The sequence below is a fragment of the Microcystis sp. 49638_E5 genome, from assembly GCF_021300285.1.
Classification (GTDB): domain Bacteria; phylum Cyanobacteriota; class Cyanobacteriia; order Cyanobacteriales; family Microcystaceae; genus Microcystis; species Microcystis aeruginosa_C.
The window spans coordinates 1-21326 of the sequence record NZ_JAJTDH010000060.1 but is presented as its reverse complement, the minus strand read 5'-3'; the positions used below and the strand labels follow the sequence as shown (position 1 = coordinate 21326).

13 protein-coding genes are annotated in these 21326 nt (G+C 43.1%); 9 read left to right on the top strand and 4 right to left on the bottom strand.

What is annotated here, in order from left to right; translation table 11 throughout:
* Positions 1–196: 196 nt before the first annotated feature.
* Positions 197–1138: a glycosyltransferase family 2 protein gene (locus LW728_RS16060; protein WP_287667954.1), complete on the bottom strand. Its 942-nt coding sequence runs from the start codon at positions 1136–1138 to the stop codon at positions 197–199.
* A gap of 358 nt (positions 1139–1496) precedes the next feature.
* Between LW728_RS16060 and glmM the strand changes: the two genes are divergently transcribed.
* The 7 genes from glmM to LW728_RS16025 all read left to right on the top strand — a co-directional run bounded on the left by glmM (position 1497) and on the right by LW728_RS16025 (position 8987).
* Complete coding sequence (gene glmM, locus LW728_RS16055; protein ID WP_287767258.1) at positions 1497–2936, top strand: phosphoglucosamine mutase; 1440 nt, start codon at positions 1497–1499, stop codon at positions 2934–2936.
* A 57-nt stretch (positions 2937–2993) separates the two neighbouring features.
* Entirely contained in the window at positions 2994–4721 is a 1728-nt protein-coding gene (gene hpsL, locus LW728_RS16050) for a hormogonium polysaccharide biosynthesis protein HpsL (RefSeq protein ID WP_287767257.1), read from the top strand.
* Positions 4722–5154: 433 nt separating this feature from the next.
* Positions 5155–6150: a hormogonium polysaccharide biosynthesis glycosyltransferase HpsN gene (gene hpsN / locus LW728_RS16045; protein WP_002803342.1), complete on the top strand. Its 996-nt coding sequence runs from the start codon at positions 5155–5157 to the stop codon at positions 6148–6150.
* Positions 6147–7316 (top strand): hormogonium polysaccharide biosynthesis glycosyltransferase HpsO, encoded by a 1170-nt coding sequence (gene hpsO, locus LW728_RS16040; RefSeq protein ID WP_287667964.1) that lies wholly within the window; start codon positions 6147–6149, stop codon positions 7314–7316. Before hpsN ends, hpsO begins: the two co-directional genes overlap by 4 nt.
* A 191-nt stretch (positions 7317–7507) precedes the next feature.
* A complete protein-coding gene (locus tag LW728_RS16035) occupies positions 7508–8092 on the top strand; it encodes a sigma-70 family RNA polymerase sigma factor (RefSeq protein ID WP_287667966.1) in 585 nt (194 codons plus the stop codon).
* Complete coding sequence (locus LW728_RS16030) at positions 8092–8466, top strand: hypothetical protein (protein WP_287667968.1); 375 nt, start codon at positions 8092–8094, stop codon at positions 8464–8466. The genes LW728_RS16035 and LW728_RS16030 overlap by 1 nt, the downstream gene beginning before the upstream one ends.
* 20 nt (positions 8467–8486) lie before the next feature.
* On the top strand, positions 8487–8987 hold the full coding sequence (locus tag LW728_RS16025) for a Spy/CpxP family protein refolding chaperone (protein ID WP_287667971.1): 501 nt from the start codon (positions 8487–8489) through the stop codon (positions 8985–8987).
* 101 nt (positions 8988–9088) lie between these two features.
* On the opposite strand, the gene LW728_RS16020 is transcribed toward LW728_RS16025, so the two are convergent.
* Entirely contained in the window at positions 9089–10240 is a 1152-nt protein-coding gene (locus LW728_RS16020) for an NAD-dependent epimerase/dehydratase family protein (RefSeq protein ID WP_110543523.1), read from the bottom strand.
* 422 nt (positions 10241–10662) lie between these two features.
* On the opposite strand from LW728_RS16020, the gene LW728_RS16015 reads away from it, so the two are divergent.
* Both LW728_RS16015 and gloB read left to right on the top strand, forming a co-directional pair.
* Positions 10663–12513, top strand: a complete 1851-nt coding sequence (locus LW728_RS16015; protein ID WP_287667976.1) for a polysaccharide deacetylase family protein — start codon at positions 10663–10665, stop codon at positions 12511–12513.
* Between the two features lie 45 nt (positions 12514–12558).
* Positions 12559–13332, top strand: coding sequence for a hydroxyacylglutathione hydrolase (gene gloB, locus LW728_RS16010; RefSeq protein WP_287667979.1), 774 nt, complete (start codon positions 12559–12561; stop codon positions 13330–13332).
* Positions 13333–13513: 181 nt separating this feature from the next.
* Here the strand turns inward: gloB and adhE are convergent, their stop codons facing one another.
* Both adhE and LW728_RS16000 read right to left on the bottom strand, forming a co-directional pair.
* On the bottom strand, positions 13514–16180 hold the full coding sequence (gene adhE, locus LW728_RS16005; RefSeq protein ID WP_150975786.1) for a bifunctional acetaldehyde-CoA/alcohol dehydrogenase: 2667 nt from the start codon (positions 16178–16180) through the stop codon (positions 13514–13516).
* 339 nt (positions 16181–16519) lie between these two features.
* Positions 16520–20242 carry a DUF7149 domain-containing protein gene (locus LW728_RS16000; protein ID WP_287767256.1) on the bottom strand — a complete coding sequence of 1241 codons (3723 nt, stop codon included), beginning with the start codon at positions 20240–20242 and terminating at the stop codon, positions 16520–16522.
* Between the last annotated feature and the right edge of the window lie 1084 nt (positions 20243–21326).

Genomic DNA, 21326 nt, shown 5'->3' with positions numbered 1-21326 from the left:
CCGCCGCTCTCTCTGCCGATTGCTTTTGATTGTGGCAGCAATTATCAGAAAAAGAAAGAAAATATTAAGTTTTTTATCGGCAAATGTTCACCTTGAGGGCAGTTATCTCGATGGTGAGGTAGAAAGTCTCGGGTTTTAGGGAGTCGGTTGTCGATGCTAAATCCTGTCACACCCCATCGGTGTTCGGCAAGACATTTCACTGAGGCTGCATTTCCCGATAAGCTTGATAAACGCCGCGCACGTTGTACCAATTGAGAAAAATGCGGGCAATTTCTAGGGCTAATTGGGGTTTACCTCGATCGATCAACCATTGTAACAGAGGGGAGAGGCTGCGTTCATTCAGGGTTCCCCCCAGGGAAAGTAAACCCCACAACAGTCGATGAATCCAAGTCATTTGAATCATCATCCGCACTTCCCAGGTGGGATGTTTTTGATAAAAAATCACTCCCATCCGTCCCCGTTGAATTTCCTTATCGATGAGATTGGGAATTTGGGCGAGATTAAAGGGGGGATGCCAATGATAACCGACGGCTTCAGGACATTTGATTAATTTTAGTCCTAATTGTTTCAATCTCACTCCTAATTCCAAGTCTTCCCAACCGTAGAGTTGAAACTGGGTGTCGAATAATCCCGCCGCTAATAACCATTTTTTGGCGATCGCTACGTTGCCCGTGGCAAAATAGGCAGCGGAGAAATCGGTGATTTTATAGGGTTCACTGGTGGGATGATCGAAGTTACAGGTGTTAATGACGCTGCCGTAGGTAAATAAGCGATCGCTGCCGAGACTGGCTGCCCCGGCGGTTAAAGCTTCGGCATGGGCTTGCAGAAAATTTTCTGTCACTACCAGATCGCTATCGATAAAGATAATTGTATCACCACGAGCTTTTTCTACCCCCAGATTCCTAGCGATCGCCGGTCCGCCGTGATCCTGTTGCCACAGTTGCAGATGGGGTAAATTAGCTTTTTGACTTTCTAGCCAGGCGATCGTCCCATCGGTAGAGCCATCATCGACAACGACTATTTCGTAGTTTTCCACCTTATTATCGGTTAAACGCTGATTTTCTAGAGCGATTAAACATTTTTTTAAGATTGCTTGGCGATTGTAGGTGGGGATGACAACACTGATCAGCACGGGCATTCGGGGGTCAAGATTACCGTTTTAGCTTATCAAATAACCTGGGTTCCTTGCTTAGACCTCCGGCAAAAATCAACAATCTTTAATTCAGGAGACAGGAGACAGGATTCAGGAGGCAGGAGACAGGATTCAGGAGACAGGATTCAGGAGATTATTTTTATTTATTCTCCCCATTTCCCTACACCCCACACCCCACACCCTACACCCCACACCCCACACCCCACACCCCACACCCTACACCCCACACCCTACAGTGTCAGGAACTCCGGGAGGAGGATTAAGGTCAACTGGGAACATTAATTTTAAAAAATCGGTGATCATGTTATCCTCTGAGTGTGTTGTGTGAGGAAAGGAATCGGCCATGGTAGCTTCTCTATCGTATCAAAATGGGCAGAAAGCTCGATCGCATCCCCTGTTATCCTTAGGGGGTTTGATCGAATTACCGCCATCCCCCCTGTTTGGCACAGACGGAATTCGCGGCCAAGTGGGAGAATTATTAACTGCCCCCCTAGCGCTACAGATCGGATTTTGGGCGGGACAGGTATTAAAAAATCAAGCTGGTGTCACCAAACCGGTAATTATCGGTCAAGATTCGCGTAATTCCAGTGATATGTTAGCCAATGCTATCACTGCGGGTTTAACTTGGGCGGGAATAGAGGTCTGGCAACTGGGATTATGTCCCACTCCCTGCGTCGCCTATTTAACCAGAGAAAGCGAAGCGATGGGTGGGATCATGATTTCTGCCAGTCATAATCCTCCCGAAGACAACGGCATTAAATTTTTTGACAGTAGCGGTTTAAAATTATCTGGCACTTTAGCAGGACAGATAGAAGCGGGTTTAAGGGGCAATTTAGAATTAGCAGATAAACCGATAAATTGGGGAAAAGCGACTTTTTGTCCCGAATTAATCCAAAAATATTATCAAGCTGTGATTGATTCCGTCGGGACGGATATTAACCTATCGGGATTAAAAATAGTTTTAGATCTAGCTTGGGGGGCAGCCGTTAACCTAGCACCTTTAGTATTCCAAGCTTTGGGGGCGGAAGTTATCTGTTTACATGATCGCGCCGATGGCGATCGCATTAACGTTAATTGTGGTTCTACCCATTTAGAAAGCTTACAGGCGGCGGTGATTAATCAGCAAGCGGATTTGGGGTTTGCCTTCGATGGCGATGCCGATCGAGTCTTGGCCGTGGATAGTCAAGGTAGAGTAGTAGATGGCGATTATATTCTCTATTTTTGGGGTCGTTCCCTCTTAGAAGCCGGACAGCTACCCGATGGGTTATTAGTGGCAACGGTGATGGCTAATTTAGGCTTTGAACGCGCTTGGCAAAAACTGGGGGGTCAATTCTTGCGGACTGCCGTGGGCGATCAGCACGTTCAGGCGCAAATGTGGGAAACTGGAGCCATGCTAGGGGGCGAACAATCCGGTCATATTCTCTGCCATCATTACGGAGTTTCTGGGGATGGAATGCAAACCGCCCTACATTTAGCGGTTTTAGTGCGGAAATCGGCGGTTTCCTTGGCTAACTTAGTCGATCATAGCTTTGTCACCTATCCGCAGATTTTACGCAACGTGCGGGTGGAAGATAGAGAAGTGCGACGTAATTGGCAGCAATGTGAACCTTTGCGGCGGGAAATCCTCAAAGCTGAGACAGCTATGGCAGAAAAAGGTAGAATTTTGGTGCGCGCTTCCGGGACAGAACCCTTAATTCGGGTGATGGTGGAAGCAGAAACCCTAGAATTAGCCAATTTTTGGACAGAAAGGCTAGTGGAAGCGGTGCGAAGCTATCTTTTGTAGTCGATCGAGGGGGACAGGGATTATAATGCCCTTAGCCTAGCCTAGCAAGGGATAATTATGACCGGACTGAGTATAGATCGCCAGAAAAAAAAGAATAAGAAAGGCCAAACAAAAGCCGATAGTCCCCCGCTTAACATCAAAGAGAAACTTGCCCTCAAAAAAGAAGAAAGGCAAAAGAAACAAAAGTTAACGGGGTTGATTATTTTTGCCATTTGTGTGGCAATTTTGCTCGGATTACCCCTCAGCTTATTATTTGATGCCAAGATAGGAGCGGCAGTAAGTTTAGCCTTAATTTTAGGAGTTTTCTCCTTTAGCTATCCCCGTGCGGCTCTTTGGGCATTTATTATCTATGTCCCCTTCACTGGCACTATTATCTATTGGTTGGGAGGTAGTCAAATCCTCCAGCTTAGTAAAGATATATTTTATCTACCCGCTTTAATCGCCTTAGTTTTAGAATGTCGAAAAAAGCGATTACCGATTATTGTCCCGAAACAATTAGGTATAACCCTATTATTAATCTTTGTTTTCTGTGTAGTCTGTCTATTAGCCGTCAATTTACAGAGACAATTTCTGCCTACTTGCGATTCCGTGGCTGGGATCAGTGTGTTTAGGGATGGCCGTTTGCTCGGAATTCCCTGTCGGGAAAGTGAGACTTTTCTACAAGGACTATTAGGGTTTAAAGTTTTGCTAGGTTATGTCCCCTTGATCTTCTGCACTTATTACTTAATTAAAGACAAACCCACCCTGTTATTTTTTGGTCGTCTTTTAGTAACTTTAGTGATTATTTGTTGTGTCCTGGGACTAATGCAATACTGGATGCTGAAAACCGGTCGTTGTGTAGGAACTAGAGGCTATGTGGCCGATGCACTATTCAAAGCCACCTTAGAGGCAAGGTGTTTGGTTGGCGGGGGATTAGTCTATAGTCCGGAAGTGAATATGATCCGCCTACCGGGTACCTTTGTTTCCCCCTGGCACTGGGCCTGGTTTTTGGTCTCTAGTGCCGTAATTTGTTATGCCAGTGCCTTTAGTGAAACTTCCCAAAAATGGCGACTAGCAGCCCTAGTGGGTTTAACCCTAGTTTTTATCAATGCAGTGGTCTCCGGGCAAAGATTAGCTTTCTTTGCCGTACCGATGATTATTGGTCTGATGACGATTCTTACGGGACAAATCGCTAACTTAAAAAGATTTTTGCCGATCATTTTTGCCGCCGCTTTACTTCTAGCTATCGGTTTTTCTTTCCTTAACCCCGATTTTGTCCAACAACGCTACGATAGTGCCGTCAGCCGTTGGCAACAGGCTCCCCCCACCGCTTTTCTTCAAGAACAGTTGGATTTTGCTATCCGTAATCAGGGCGGTATTTTAGGTCGTGGACTTGGTGTGGCCACATCTTCTGCTAGGGTTTTCGGTGATATTTCTTTTGTGGAAACCTATCACAGTAAAGTTTTATTCGAGTTGGGATACATTGGTTTTGCCTTGTACATGATATTCATGACCCATCTAGTTTATCTGGCCTTCCGCACCTATCGTTCCCTCAAAGATCCCACTCTGCGAGGTTTTGCCGGTAGTTATTGGGTTTTGCTGCTCTTTGTTGCCTATCTTCCCTATTGGTATGCCCTCGATACGGATCCTGTGGGCGTTTATTACTGGATATTTGCGGGCGTAATTTTTAAATTACCCGTGATCGAAAAACAGGAAAAAGAAGCAAAAATTCTGGCGGGGGAAACCGCCACAAAATCCTCCAAAAAGGGCTTAAAATTTAAACGCAAAGGTGTTTCTTTAGCTTGAAATTACTATAAGCCTTTTCAGTTATCAGTTATCAGTTATCAGTTATCAGATGTGAGTTTTTAAGTGTGCGGTTTTCTAAGTAGTCGTGCAAAATTAATTTCCTAGTGAAGAAAGGCAAAAGGCAAGAGGCAAGAGGCAAGAGGTGGTTAGATGTGTGTAATTAATTTTGCTTAGGTACTTACTGTCTTTTTACTGATTACTGTGGTTCTTCGTTACTTGGTCTGGTTTGATCGGGGGGCATAAATCGACTAAATCCTTATCTGGCAAGAGACTTAATTGATTAGTTCGCTCTAGACGAAAAAAATTAACAAAAATCGCTAAATGCCTTTCTATATAAGGGTTACATCCCTTATAACCCCCGTCCATTGCATAACACAAACCGAAGAGCCATTACTGTTTACTGTTTACTGTTTACTGTTTACTGATTACTGCTATGAATTTTCCCTCGATTTCTGTCATCATACCCACCTATCGACGCGAAGAGCCTCTTAAAGATACTCTCGATGACCTACTCAGACAAGATTACCCCGATTTTGAGGTGTTAGTTATCGACCAGACCGCTACCCACAGCCCCGCCCTACAATCCTATCTGGAAAATCTGGCTAATCAGCACAAAATTAGCTGGTATCGACTGGATTGGGCGAGTTTACCCGGTGCCAGAAATTATGGAGTCCGTCGCGCCCAGGGCGATATTGTTCTTTTTATCGATGATGATGTGCGGCTACCGGATAATTATCTCAAAGCACATGGTGAGAATTTTGTCAAGAACCCTAAGATAGGTGTAGTGGCCGGTCGGGTATTTGATCGCATGAAATTGGGTGACTCCCAAAAAATGGTGACAGATACCAGCAAACCCTACGAAATCGACTTTTTACCCCCCCAAGCGATGGATCCGGGCATTGCTTGGTATTACATCGATCTTGTCCACACCACTAAACCCCAGCAGGTAATCTCAGCCCGGGGCTGTAATATGTCTTTCCGTAAGGATATATTTACTAAATACGGCATTTGGTTCGATGAACGCTTTCGTGGCAGTGCCGTGCGCGAGGAATCGGATTTTTGCTTAAGGTTACGCCGGACTCCCTATCATGTCTGGTACGATCCCACCGCTTATCTGGTTCATTTAGGGGAAGAAACCGGCGGCTGTCATGATATTAGCACTCGTTCTCTGAGTTATCAGACGACTTTTTATCATAATCACTTTCTGATGGCCCTGAAAAATCTCACTCCCGCTCAACAATTGCGACTCTACGCTAAATTATTTGATTGTCACGTTCTTGGCAATCCTCCCTGTAATAAAGGTGGTTCCCCGATTAAAATCCTCTCTAGGGGAATTTTTTATAGTTTAGGTTTTCTGGATGCTCTGAAAACTCAAGTAAAGTCCCTCTGGAATGATGGTCAAATTTATACAAAACTAGATAATCTATGAGAATTTTAGTCGCTAGTCATACATATATAGTTGATCTCAACTGTGAGAAACTGCGCGCCTTGACAAGATTAAATCCCAGTATTGAAGTTACTATTGTTGTTCCCCAACGTTGGCAACCGGGAGGAGTCCAAAATAAAATCATTGAAAGTCAACCGAAAATAGCTGATAATTTCCGAGTTATTCCTATCTCTAATTTTAGCCAAAATAACCAATCTTTATTAACTTTTGGCACTGATATAATTTCTTTATTGCAAAAGTTTAAACCTGATATTATTCAAGTGGAACAGGGTTCTAAATCTCTCGCTTATGCACAATTTATTACTCTGAATCGTCTCTTAAATCTCCGGGCTAAAAATGTATTTTTTACTTGGTGGAATCTTCCCTATACTCCTAAATTTCCCATCTCTTGGTTAGAAGCTTATAACCTGAAAAATACCGATGGTTTAATTGCCGGTAATCAGGACGGGGTAGATGTTTTAAAAGAACGGGGTTACAGGGGTAAATACACCGTTTTACCGCAATTAGGCGTGGATGAAGTTCTTTTTTCCCCGGGCAAGCAACCCGATTTAGCCCGATCTTTAGGTATTGAAAGCGATGAATTTGTGATTGGTTTTGTCGGTCGTTTTGTGGAAGAGAAAGGCATTCTAACGCTGATTAAAGCCGTATCTAAATTAACAGGTAAGTGGAAATTATTACTGTTAGGTCGGGGAATTCTGAAAGATAAAATAGTCAGCGAAGCTACAGCCGCAGGAATAAGCGATCGCTTGATGATAGTGGAAAGTGTTCCCCACGATCAAGTAGTTAATTATCTTAACCTGATGAACACTTTAGTTTTGCCGTCAGAAACCACCTATCAGGTCAAAACTTTAACGGCCGTCGGTTGGAAAGAACAATTCGGTCATGTCTTAATTGAAGCCATGGCCTGTCAGGTTCCTGTTATTGGTTCTGATTCGGGAGAAATTCCCTTTGTTATTGCCGATACGGGTTTAATTTTTCCCGAAAAAGATGGGGAGGCACTGGCTAAATCGATACAAACTCTCTTAGATAATCCCAGCTTCGCTCAAGAATTAGGCCAGAGGGGTTATCAGAGAGTAATGACCAATTATACTAATAAAGCCCTCGCTCAAAAACAATTGGATTTCTATCAACAATTACTCCCTCGGTGATGGGGTGTGGGGTGTGGGGTGTGGGGAGAAGGGAGAAGGGAGAGGGGAGATGGGGAGCAGGAAGAAAAAAGCTGATTCAGTGATTCACTGAATCACTGAATCACTGATAACTGATAACTGATAACTGATAACTGGTTATGAACCATTCTTGACACCCCCCAGTCTAAACGGACAGGTATCCAGCGGGGGTAATGATCAGGGTGATAACCGATAAGCAAACAAGTGTGAGCGATCGAGAGTTAATCTTGAAATGTCAAAGGGGTGATAGGGGTGCTTTTCGTCACCTTTACCGTCTTTATCAACCAAAAATCCGCTCTACTCTCTATCAACTCTGTGGACAGGAATTCCTAGAGGATTTTGTCCAAGAGGTATTTTTAAGACTGTGGCGCGGGTTGCCGAAATTGCGTTCACCTGAATACTTTTCCACTTGGGTTTATCGGATCACCTGGAATGTGGCGATCGATGGTCGGCGACAATTAGCCAAAAGACAAATGAGGATGGCCAAAAGCACTGATGAGGAAAACTCCCTTGATAGCGAATCCCGTCCCCAAGATAGTCCCGATTTGATGCAATTGCATTATGAGGAGGTGGTCGAGCAAGGGTTAGAAATTCTCAGTTTAGAACATCGCGCTGTCCTTGTCCTTCACGATCTAGAGGACTTACCCCAAAAGGAAATCGCTCAAATCTTAGAAATTCCCCTCGGTACGGTGAAATCACGTCTTCATTATGCGCGTAAAACCATGGGTCAATTTTTGCAAAAACAAGGAGTTCTCTAATGTCCCCGGAAGATGAGAAAGTAGTTAATTTTCTGCGTCGCTATCGTCCATCGCTGCCACCTCGACCGATAGATCAAGAAGAACAGTTAATGCAAATGATTAGGGGAGAAAGGCCGGTAACTTGGCCAAAATCCCTGCCTTTATTGGGGTGGATAACTGGTATTACTGCCTTATCTGTGCTGATTGTTGCTTCCTATCGTTGGTCTGATCCTCATCCACAACTAGGCCAAATTTCTGACGAGCAGTTAGAAGCTTTTTTAGTGGAAAGTTGGAACCATAGCATCGCTCCACCGATTGCTGCTTCTAGCGTTTATAGTTCCCCTTGGATGAGCTTAAACGAGCCTCAACTCACCTATTCTACCTATAATCCTTAATTTCTTTGTCAAGGTCAATTATGTACTTTTCTACTGTCTCGATTCTCGGCACAACCATGGCTTTAACTCTGGCCGCTAACCTGGCCCCAACTGCCACGGTGTTATCCTATCCCCAAGATCGTCTATTTATTGCTCAAACTAGCTCTCCCCAGCGTCCTGAGAGTCGTCCCCGTCGGATGAATAATTCTAGAGAAGGACTAATCGAACAATTAAACCTTACCGATGACCAAAAGTCAAAAGTTGCCGCTATTCGTCAGAAATACCGAGGACAAATCCAAAAATTGCAAGAAACTATTAGAAAGAATGAACAAGAACTAAATAGTTTATTATCGAATAATGCCTCCGATCGAGATATTCGTGCTAAACATCAGCAAATCTCCCGCAATCGCCAAGAAATGAGTAACCTGCAATTTGAAAGTTTTTTGGAAATTCGCCAAGTCCTAACTCCTGCTCAAAGAACCGAATTTTCCCAGTTAATGCGGGAACGTTGCCCTAATTTCCCCAATTGCGGACGACCATAATTCCCATCAGTGCGGATTAAGATCGAGTTTGATGGCGATACATTAGAAAAACGGAAAGGATGGGCAAGTAACCCATCCTCAACTTATCATTTACTAATAAATTATCGTTTCCAAGTGACTTTTGGTAGGATATGATTCATATCTACCCGATTTTTATACTTGGTGGCGAAGTTCAAGAGGGAATCGAGGAGAGAATCGGAGAGATAGTGAGGTTGTAGGCCTAGATCGAGTAATTTCGTGTTTTTAGCGTTAAAATAATGTTCCTCTAACTCGATGCGCGGGTTGTCAAGATTGTTAATCTCCACATTTAACCCTAACGCGGAACCAGCTTTTTTCACCATCAGTGCCAAGTCACCGACGCTAAACAGTTCGGTAAATTGGTTAAAAACGCGGAATTCCCCGGATTGAGCAGGATTGGCGATCGCTAATTCCAAACAACGCACGGTATCGCGGATATCTAAAAATCCTCGCGTTTGACCACCTTTACCGTACACTGTTAGGGGATGACCGATCGCCGCTTGAATACAAAAACGGTTTAAAGCAGTACCAAAAACCCCATCGTAATCGAGACGGTTAATCAACATCTCATCCATTCCCGTTTCTTCGGTGAGGACTCCATAAACCACCCCTTGATTAAGATCCGTGGCTTTTAAACCCCACATCCGACAGGCAAAATGGATATTATGGCTATCGTGGACTTTGCTGAGATGGTACATACTACCTGGCTGTTTGGGATAGGGTAAAGTATCCTTACGACCGTTATGTTCGATCGTGATGTAGCCTTCTTCAATATCTATATTAGGTGTGCCATACTCACCCATGGTTCCCAGTTTCACTAGGTGCGCTTCGGGAAATTCCTCTTTCATCGCGTAGAGGATGTTTAAATTGCCAACAACGTTGTTAACTTGGGTTAAAACCGCGTGTTCGCGATCGATCATGGAGAAGGGTGCAGATCTCTGTTCTCCGAAGTGAACAATCGCATCCGGTTGAAACTGTCGCAGGGATTGAATCAAAAAGTCGTAGTTATTGATATCCCCGACAAAAAGATCGATCGATTTTCCCGTCAGATCTTGCCAGCGTTGAATCCGATGAGATATGGGTGCGATCGGTGTTAAGGTATCGCAGCCTAATTGTAAGTCCCAATAGCGACGAACTAAACTATCAAGTATGCCTACTTCGTAACCTCTATTTGATAGATGGAGTGCCGTTGCCCAACCACAATAGCCGTCTCCGCCAATAACCAAAACTCTCATACAATATCTGTAAAGTTTATATACTCGTCTTTGGTAACTCTAGCAGTTTTGTGTCACGCTTTACCAGTTTAATCCCCGTGAATATAGCGGGGTGTGGGGTGTAGGGTGTGGGGTGTAGGGTGTGGGGTGTAGGGTGTGGGGTGTGGGGTGTGGGGTGTGGGGTGTGGGGAAATGGGGAGAATCAATAAAGGTAGTCTATTGACAACTGATAACTGATAACTGATAACTGATAACTGATAACTGATGAGGGTGTTCTAGAAAACTTGACAAGGGAGCGGATTATAGGGAAACTCAGCTTGTAATCAGTGGGCTTTGCTGACGAGAAAACAAAAGCCAAAAATCTAGATAAAAGGCAGTTTTTTCGGTAACTCAGGGCCTATCTGCTTTTTTACTTTTTACTTTTTACTTTATTACTTGATCTTATGCGTTGGCAAGCTCGGCAAAAATCTTCGTTTCCCTTCCTTCCCCTATACGGATTTTTGGCATTTATCGTCGTTTGTCTGATTATTTGGGCAATTTCTCTCTATCCTCGTTCTAATGCTCTGGTGGGGGGTGATTCTCTCCCCGCACCTTTTAGGGAGTTTCAACCGGAATGCGCGGATTATGTCCTAGAAAATAGTTCCTTTAAGGATATATCGAGAGTTTTTGATTGTAAAACCTATAAAAACATCTCTGATCGCGTGATTCTACCCCTATCTCTCCAAAAAAACGATATTAGTCTCGATAATTGGCCAAATAACTCGGCAACAGCGCTCGAATTAGCACCCTGGCCGGAAATTCATCTCCGCGCTCAAGGGGCAAAAGTACCGATTTTAATGTATCACGACATTTTACCAGAAAAAGAGGTATTCTTTGACGTTACTCCAGGCGAATTAGAGGCACATTTTCAATTTTTGCAGGAAATCGGGGCAACTCCTATCAGTATCGATTGGTTAATTTCCCATCTGCGGACAGGTATCCCCCTTCCCGCTAAACCGGTTTTATTAACTTTTGATGATGGTTATGGGGGACATTACCAGTATGTCTATCCTTTATTGAGAAAATATAACTATCCCGCCGTTTTCTCGATTTATATCAATAAAATGACTCAAAAAACCGGCCGAACCAGTGTCACTTGGCAACAACTCCAGGAAATGGCCGCCGATCCTCTAGTACAAATTGTCTCCCATAGTGTCAGTCATCCCCGGGATTTAAGGTTATTATCCGATGCAGATTTAGAGCAAGAAGTCAAGCAATCGAAACAAATCTTAGAAAAAGAATTGGGTATTCCGATTAATTATTTCACCTATCCGGAAGGGAAGGCGGACGATCGAGTGAAGGAATTCGTCAAAAAAGCGGGTTATCGGGCGGCTTTATCGATGAATGACCTCGATGAGCATTTTGCTGGACAATCCCCCGATTTACTCACTATTGGACGCTTTGGGCAATCGCGCACGCGAGAAGTTGTCCCGCAAGCTTGGGGAGGTGATCCCTTACCCCGTACCGATGGCGGTTTTAACTTTGCCACCACCATCCAAAAACGGGAAGTGGAATTCCCAACTAATACACTTGTATTAATTAGTGGCGGCATTCCCAAAACCATCCACGCTGATAGTCGTTATCAAGTGGAGGAAATTATCGCCGGCACAGAAGCGATCGCGGCTGTAGATGGCGGTTTTTTCTCTCTCAAGGAATTGGACTCAAATCAGATGATCGGGCCGGTTTTAAGCCAAAATGGCGGCTTTATACCGGGATATGAAGGGGAAATCGGCAAGTTAGAGGGTCGTCCTTTAGTAATCATTACTGAGCGATGGGTGCGTTATCTTCCTTTTGATCCTGCCCGTCATAATACCCTAGAAGGAATCGCAGCGGAGGCTGGAGATGATCTCAAGGTGACGGATGCTTTTGTCGCGGCCGCTTGGTTAGTCAAAGATGGACAACCACAATCGCGAGAGTCCTTTGGTACACTTTACGGTTTTGATGCCCTGCGTCACCGGGCTTTTTGGGGGATTAATCAGGCAGGACAGCCAGTAATCGGGGTTTCCCGAGACCCGATCGATTCCATGGCTTTGGGAGAATTATTAGTACAGGCAGGTTTTCGGGACGCGGTGATGTTGGATTCAGGAGCAAGCACCTCCCTCGCTTATCGGGGCCAGTCGCAAGTGCATTATACTCCCCGTCCCGTTCCCCACGTTGTCGCTTTATTTCCCCCCACAGAACCCGATATTGTTCCCATTAATCATGTGGGGATTCCCTGCGTAATTTTTGCCGATTCCTGTGCTGCGGGGAGTTAGGTTAGCACTATATGATCGAGTTAAACCTTAGCCCAAGATTCTACCATGGAGATCGAACGTCTTAACGCCCTTTCCGATAATTATATTTTCCTCCTCTACGATCGAGCGCAAAAAATCGCGGCCGTGGTAGATCCGGCCGAACCTGAACCGGTTTTCAGGCGATTAGAGGCTTTACAGGTGGATTTAGTCGCTATTTTTAATACCCATCACCACGGCGACCATGTGGGGGCTAATCAGGCTTTAATTAATCGTTATCCCCATCTTTGTGTTTATGGGGGAAAGGAGGATCGCGGTCGCATTCCGGGCCAGCAGCTGTTTTTAGAGGAGGGGGATCGGGTGGAATTTGCCGGTCGCTGGGCCGAGGTTTTCTTTGTCCCCGGCCACACTCGCGGCCATATTGCCTATTATTTTCCCCCGGTTAACCCCGGAGATTACGGTGAGTTATTCTGTGGTGATACCCTGTTTTCTGGGGGTTGTGGTCGTTTATTTGAGGGAACACCGGGCCAAATGGTGGCTTCTTTAACTAAATTGCGATCGCTGCCTGACCAGACTAGGGTTTGGTGCGCTCACGAATATACGTTAAATAATTTAAAGTTTGCCTTGACAGTTGACCCTAATAATGCTGCTTTGCAACAGCGTTATCGGGAAGTGGAAAAACATCGCGCTGAAGATATTCCCACGATTCCGGCAATTTTGGGGACGGAAAAGCTGACTAATCCTTTTTTGCGTTGGGATAGTCCCGCTTTGGCCATGACCATGGATAGCAGCGAACCAGTACAAGTGTTTGCGCGGCTGCGGGGGAAAAAGGATAATTTTTAAGCAGTGGCTGAGTAGGTAGGTGTTAAAAACTCTCAAATCCGTGTGGGGTGTGGGGTGTGGGGGGTAGGGTGTGGGGTGTGGGGTGTGGGGGTAGGGTGTGGGGTGTGGGGTGTGGGGTGTAGGGTTGATTCATGAATCAACCCTACTAGGGGGTAGGGGGAATCAAAGGCAAAATCTATCCCTACAAGCTCAACGGTTGCGGCTCTAACTTCAAATCGGCAAGACTGACATCACCGTGACCATTTACCGCCACCTCTAGGGGCAAATTGCCGTGATAAGCTTGGATTAACAGGGTTTTTAAGTCCTCAATCAGGGGATAACGGGGATTGGCTCCGGTACACTGATCATCGAAAGCTTGTTCGGCTAAATGGTCTAATTTGGCCATAAATTCGGCTTCAGTTTCGGGAATTACCTCTTTAATACTGGCCGGAATACCGATTTCCCGTTTTAAACATTCGATCGCTAATACCAATCTTTCCACACTTTCGGTCTCGCTTTCTCCTCCCAATCCCAAGGAATGAGCGATCCTGGCATAGCGCCACTTCACGTTAGGATATTTGTACTGAGAGAAAGTGGCCTGTTTAAAGGGGGCATCGGTGGCATTATAGAGGATGACGTGGGAAATCATCAAGGCATTGGCTAGACCGTGGGGAATGTGGAAAATTGCCCCTAATTGGTGGGCCATGGAGTGACAGATGCCTAAAAAGCCATTAGCGAAGGCCATTCCTGCCATTGTCGCCGCATAATGGACTTTTTCCCGCGCTTTCGGGTCTTTAGCTCCGTTATGATAGGAACTGGGCAAGTATTTAAACAGCAGTCGGATGGCATCTTGAGCAAGAGCATTAGTATATTCTGAGGCTAAAACCGAGACGTAGGCCTCAAGAGCGTGAGTTAAAGCGTCAATTCCGCCGTAGGCTGTCAATTTTTTCGGCATATTCAGCACTAATTCCGGATCGACGATGGCCATGCTGGGAGTTAGAGCATAATCTGCCAAAGGATACTTAATATTATTACGGCGATCGGTCACGACGGCGAAGGGAGTCACTTCCGATCCTGTTCCCGAAGTGGTGGGAATACACACCATCAGAGCTTTTTCGCCTAAAGGGGGCAATTCATAGACTCGTTTGCGGATATCCATAAAACGCATGGCCAAGCTCTCGAATTCTATCTCTGGATGCTCGTAGAGTAGCCACATGATTTTAGCCGCATCCATGGGGGAACCACCACCGATAGCGATAATTACATCGGGATTGAAGGTATTAATTACATTTAACCCCCGTTCGACGGTTTCTAGGGAAGGATCGGGTTCCACATCATAAAAGATATTAATCGTGATGCCGATTTCTTCTAAAACTTCCTCTAAAGCTGCGGTAACTCCTAGGTCAAAAAGAGGTTTATCGGTGACAATAAAGGCCCGTTTTTTGCCGGCTAATTCCCGAATAGCGACGGGTAATGCTCCGTATTTAAAATATACTTTTGGTGGTACTCGGAACCAAAGCATATTTTCCCGGCGCTCGGCTACGGTTTTAATATTTAATAGGTGGGTAGGTTCGACGTTTTCGCTGATGGAATTACCGCCCCAAGTGCCACAACCGAGGGTTAAACTAGGATCGAGACGGAAGTTATAGATATCACCAATCGCACCCTGGGAGGAAGGGGTATTAATTAATACCCGGGCCGTTTGTACGTTGTCTTGAAAGTGCTTAATATGTTCCCGATTGGAGGGTGCGGTATAAAGCACGGCCGTATGACCTCGACCGGCAAATAAGACCAGTTTTTCGGCTTTTTTGACCCCATCTTCAAAGTCTTTGGCCCGGTACATGGCTAAAATTGGCGAGAGTTTTTCGTAGGAAAATGGTTCCTCTAAGCCAATATTTTCCACTTCTCCGATTAGTAAGCGGGTATCTTCGGGAACGGAAATTCCGGCCATGGTGGCTAATTTTTCTACCGGTTGTCCGACGATATCGGGGTTGATATGACCATCTTTTAGGAGAATCCCGACGACTTTTTCCCTTTCTTCGGGGGAAAGAAGATAGGCCCCGCGAGCAATAAATTCCTGTCGAACTTCTTCATAGATGCTATCGACAACGATTACCGATTGTTCGGAGGCGCAAATCATGCCGTTATCAAAGGTTTTACTGAGAATAATCGAGGAAACGGCCATTTTTATGTGAGCAGTTTCGTCCACTAAAGCGGGGGTATTGCCGGCACCGACTCCTAGGGAAGGTCTTCCGGAAGAATAGGCCGCTTTTACCATACCGGGGCCGCCGGTAGCAAGGATTAAATTAATGCTGGGATGTTGCATTAATGCTTGGGAAAGTTCCACCGATGGCTGATCTATCCAACCAATAATACCGGCCGGTGCGCCCGCTTTGACGGCCGCTTCTAAGACTATTTTGGCCGCTGCGATGGTGCAGTCTTTGGCTCGCGGATGGGGGGAAAAAATGATGCCGTTGCGGGTTTTCAGGGCAATTAGGGCTTTAAAAATGGCTGTGGAGGTGGGATTTGTGGTGGGTACGATCCCCGCTAAAATGCCCACTGGTTCGGCGATTTTTTGCAATCCAAAGGATTTATCTTCTTCGATAATGCCGCAGGTTTTGCTGTGTTTATATTTGTTGTAGATGATTTCTGAGGCAAAATGGTTTTTAATCACTTTATCTTCTATTACTCCCATCCCTGTCTCTTGTACTGCCATTTTAGCCAAAGGAATGCGCGCGTTGTTGGCTGCTAATGCGGCTTTTTTGAAGATAAGATCTACTTGTTCTTGGTTATAGTTGGCAAATTGTTGTTGAGCTTTTTTTACCTGTTGTATCAGTTCTTCTAGCTCTTGTCTATTGGTAACTATCATAACAATTTTGTCGAAAAAATTAGGCATTTTATTCTATTATAGCGTTTTTCGCCAAGGTACTCGCTCAATCTTGGGATTTTCTTTATAGTTTCCTAAGCATTGGTATTATAGAATACTAATAATTCTAGGTAATAGGTATGGGGAAGTGGGGAGATGGGTTTTAAAGTTCGATTGGGAGTTCATCATACTATTAAAAACAGAATTTATCATCAGAACTAATGTATCAAATTTAAGTCCCCCTTTTTAAGGGGGATTTAGGGGGATCAAATTTTTTAAGGGGGATTTAGGGGGATCAAATTTTTTTTAGTCCTTTGGGATGCTTTTGGGTGCGTTGGGATGCTATTTTATTTCCCCCTCTATTATCCCGATTTCTTCCTCACTTAATCCATACAATTCATACACTATTTTGTCAATCTCTTTTTCTAACTCGCTGGTGTCAGCTTTGGGATTAGATTTTTTAGCCGTGAGAATTTGATCGACTTTAATTTCAATTTTTTTTACTAAGGTTTCAGGATGTGTTTCAATCGGTACTTCTTCTAAAATTGTTGGCTTTATTTGAGCTAAAGTACGATTAACTTCCATTGACAATAATCGATAAAAATAAGTAATGATTTTTGAGTTTAAAACTCCTAATAAAAATTTATTGGATAATCTTCCGCTACTGGACATTAAGTATAGTCCATCCGTTGGAAATATTTGATTGTTATCCAAAGCAACAATAATTTTATCTCCAGTAATCACACCAATAATTTTTTCTGGTTTTAGAAAAATTTCTTGGTTTCTGGGACGGTGCAAAGACCAAAAAGGATGTTTATTTTCTTTAACTTCTACACAAGTTATTCGCTCTTTAAAAGATTTTAAATACTCAATTATTTGCGGTATTAATTGAGGATCATCCGTTTTTTTAGTATAGATAATCTTTTTATCAATATCTGAGATCAAGTATTTATTTAAATCCCTCCCACCAGTAATAGTAGGAAAAATAAAATTTTGCTCCAGATGGAATTTATCGATATTTTTTTTATCAACAATAAAAGCTTCTTTTAAATCAGGACTGACTCCTCTTTGAATTCCATCTTGATCTATTAAGTCTCTAAGTTTAATTTTATTATATCTATTGATAATTTTGTATCCAATTAGGTTTTTAGTAGTAATGACTTGATTAGGAATTGTTTTAAAAAAAGATGTCTCTATTGGTATTAATAAATTGTGACTGAGACTATTAACACTATCATCAGAAGATTTTTGATATTCTCCCACCCAAGATATATTAGTAAATTTCGATGTCAGAAGTATAATACAACATGGTCTAGCAACATCTTCAAAAATTCTATCTCCCAGATTAAAAGCTATCTCTAATTGATGGGTTTTAAAAATTTTCTCTCGTAATTTTTCATTATCAACTTGATAGAGAATAACATCGGGGATAATTTGACAGATAAGACCATATTGCGATTTAATGGAGAATGTCAAATTAACAAAAAACATGAAAGAATCTATCATTCTCACGATAATATCGGAATTTTTCTCTTTTATTTTGGTTAGATGTTTATTATCTATTTTTGCTCCCCAAGGAGGATTGCCAATTACCACATCAAAACCGATAAAATTCCCCTTATCATCTAGGACTTCGGGGAACTCGAAGCGCCATTCAAAAGCATTATGATAAATCTTACCGCTTTCAATCTCCTCTAGTTGCGGACGTAACTTATCAATCTCATTCCTTAACTGACTAATCTTCCTTTCCCGCGCTTTCTTTTCCTTGGGTGACTCCTCAAATAACAAAATTTGATTCTCTAGACTATATAAATCCGTTTCCAAACCCCGCAAGCGCTTTTTCAGAGGATTATCTCCCTGTAAAGTCTGACGAAAACTACTCTTAATCTCACTTATCAATCTCTCCATCTCGCGCTTTTGCGATTTATCCTCCGCGTTGCGATAGACTCTCACCGCATCCTTATAACTCTCGATACTTAAACGATTTTTGCGGGAAAAGACTTGTAAATCATTGGATAACCCAAAGCGACTAATCAGAGAATTGCCAACCTTGATATTAATATCGATATTCGGTAACGTCTCTAACTCATTATCTGCTTTGTAGTAAGCATTCTTGAGTAACTCAATCCATAAACGCAACCGACAGATTTTCACCGAGTTGGGATTGATATCAACTCCAAAGAGACACCCCTCAATCAGACGCTGTTTTTCCTGAAATAAAGTCTCCTGTACTCGCTGACTTTCTCGGTTGCGGGGATTATATTCAAACAGATTACCGTCATCATCGGTGACGATTAACTCATCGTTCACCACCTCAACCCGATAATCCCTGAGAGTTTTACCCTCTTTATCCACTAAAATCTGTAACTCACTCTTAATCGCGATTATCTCGTTCAAAGCAGAAACAAGAAAATGTCCCGAACCCACCGCAGGATCACAAATTTTGAGACTATTGATAATAGCATTGGCTGCCGTTTTATCTTTGATGCGGTTATACACATCCTCGATTGTCTGACAATCCCATCCCTGACTCTGGTTAAATTTCTCTATTACTGCGCGTCGAATCGTTTCCCGACACATATACATAGTGATGAAACCGGGGGTGAAAAAGGAACCATCCTTATATCCGTTGATTTTCTCGAAGATTAATCCCAACACTGACGCATTGATAAGAGTCTTATTATCCTCCTGTATCGCTTCCCCACCTTCGCTGCTAAAATCGTAGGCATTGAGAAACTCAAATAGGTATGCTAAAGCGTTGATTTCTCCTGTTCGCTTTTTCCCCTGACTATCCTTTAAGACTGTTCCTGCAAAAATCTCTATATTCTCCGAACGCAGGTTACTGATAACTATGGTTGATTGTTCTAATTCCGTCGGTTCAAATAGGGAACTGTTGAGATAGGGAACCTGAGTATGGGTATTCTGGATGTCTTTGCTTCTTTCTGTCTGTTTTTTGGCCAAAACGCTGAAAAATAAGCGATTTAAGTCGTCATAGTTGGCAATTTTGCCTAAATTGAGAAACCCTAGGGATTTATCCCCCCGATGATACCTAATTATCTGCGCTTCTAATAGTTTGAGGAAGAGGATTCTATTTATCCAGGTTATCCCCAACTCTAAACCGATATTAAATAGTCTCTCCTCTTCCGTCTCCCCAAATTCCTCGGGATTGGGTAAACGAGAGATTTTATCTAAACTCTCCACTTGACTGATAGCGTTCTCTAGCAGCGAACCGGGTTGTCGCGCTGCCGGTTGCAGATGTCGGATGAGTTTTGTTCCTCCCTCTTTTCTCTCTGTCAATCCGATGATATGCAGCAGTTCACTATAAAAGTTTTTGTCGAGACTGTTGCTATCGTTCGCAAAGGGGAGTTTTAACAGGTGTTCGGGAGAAAAGATTTTATAGAGACTGATAAGGTTATGTTCGTCCTCCAGGATGGTTTGGGAGTATTCCCGCAAGTCAAAATAGGTGTATGTCAGGGAATCGAGTATGGAGTTAAGGAAGGGTTCTCCTATCTGTTTATAGAAGAAGTCGGTGGTTTTTCCCGTTAGTCTCCCCGTCTCAAAGTCATTAAACTGTCTGACAAGTTCCTGATTTTGTGCGAATAGTCTCTCGAAGATATTCCCATCGAAGATAAACCACTCATATATATTGGTAGCAATCAGGTGTTTTATCTCTAGGTTTTTCTCGGTTATCCTTTCCCGAAGGAAGTAGAGGAGTAATTCTTGTAATGCTTTACAGTTGAGTTTGTCTCTCCGCAGCATCTCGCTTTTATTGCTGGGTTTCTTGACTTCCAGTATTACCCCCACGGAATCCCGCGACTCTTTCCCATTATGGATGACTAAATCATTCCTTCCCTTGGTGTTGATGAAATGTTGGGGACTATAGTAGCTGTGTTTGAGAAAGTCTGCAAGCAGGTTTTTATGGAACTCCTCTGATTCTGTCTCGTTTATACTCCCCAAAAGTTGTTCTAGGTGGGTTTGAAACTTCTCCACCTGACTACGACTCGGTTTGACTCTTAGGAATGCTTTGTTTAATGCTTGTCGGGGAGAGAAATTTTCTGTCTTCATACCTTATATCCTCTTCCTACTCAACCCGATTTTGGGGTCTATTTTTTTCTTTCTTATCTTTGCTCAAAAACCCTATATATATTTGCGCACGGATTCCCATTATCTAAAAAGTCTAAAGCAAGTCTCGCCATTTGTCAAGGGTTTTCAGAAAAAATCACCGTAACAACAATTTAGTAGGGATAATTCATGAATTATCCCTACTCAGGAATGCTTTGTTTAATGCTTGTCGGGGAGAGAAATTTTCTGTCTTCATACCTTTATCCCTATTCCTACTCAACCCGGTTTTGGGGTCTATTTTTTTCTCTCTTATCTTCGCTCAAAAACTATATATATATTTGCGCACGGATTCCCATTATCTAAAAAGTCTAAAGCAAGTCTCGCCATTTGTCAAGGGTTTTTAGAAAAAAATCGAGCCGATTTTATAATCACCGTAACAACAATTCAGATCGTAAGGATAATTCCGTAGGGATAATTCCGTAGGGATAATTCCGTAGGGATAATTCCGTAGGGATAATTCCGTAGGGATAATTCATGAATTATCCCTACTCAGGAATGCTTTCTTTAATGCTTGTCGGGGAGAGAAATTTTCCGTCTTCATACCTTTATCCTCTTCCTACTCAACCCGGTTTTGGAGTCTATTTTTTTCTCTCTTATCTTCGCTCAAAAACCCTATATATATTTGCGCACGGATTCCCATTATCTAAAAAGTCTAAAGCAAGTCTTGCCATTTGTCAAGGGTTTTTAGAAAAAAAATCGAGCCGATTTTATAATCACCTCTTAGGGATAATTCCGTAGGGATAATTCCGTAGGGATAATTCCGTAGGGATAATTCATGAATTATCCCTACTCAGGAATGCTTTGTTTAATGCTTGTCGGGGAGAGAAATTTTCTGTCTTCATACCTTTATCCTCTTCCTACTCAACCCGATTTTGGAGTCTATTTTTTTCTCTCTTATCTTTGCTCAAAAACCCTATATAGCGTTTTCAAATAAGACATGAAAAAGCATCGTAATTGTGGAGATTAGGAAAAGTAAATAGTTTAAGGTTGATTAAAAGATTAAATATCTTCTTCATAATCCCAAAAT